We start from the raw sequence: 361 nt of genomic DNA, 5'->3' as shown, positions 1-361 counted from the left end.
CTGATCGGGTCAGCCATTGTCCGCCTGCGCCCTGCGCAGGATGTGGCCGACCATGTGCCGGGCCACGGTGCTGGGCACCGGCAGTCCGCGCCAGCGCATCGCCCCCACGCGGAACGTGGCGCTGGCCGTGGCCAGCAAGCGGCCGCTGGGCGAGGTCAGGCGCCCGCGGGTGAAGATGATGCTGCCCTTGCTGTGCTCGATCTGCCCCCAGCCGATGATGCGCCCGGGACGGGCGGGACTGACGAAACTGGTCTTCGATTYGACCGTTACCGCCAACCGGTTGGGCGGCAGCGTTGCGTAGATCGCCGGGCCCATGCAGTCATCCAGCATCGCCGACAGGAAGCCGCCCTGGATGTTGCCC

General features: G+C 69.7%; 1 protein-coding gene. It reads right to left on the bottom strand.

Annotation, left to right across the window (positions count from 1 at the left end):
• Positions 1-9 precede the first annotated feature (9 nt).
• Positions 10-361: PaaI family thioesterase (locus AC1DMU_RS29815; RefSeq protein ID WP_476941711.1), on the bottom strand; the 352-nt coding region annotated here is incomplete at its 5' end.

It is taken from the genome of Bacillus sp. 01N45 (genome assembly GCF_056399205.1).
The sequence above is the reverse complement of the archived record's forward strand: the minus strand, read 5'-3'. Positions and strand labels throughout refer to the sequence as shown.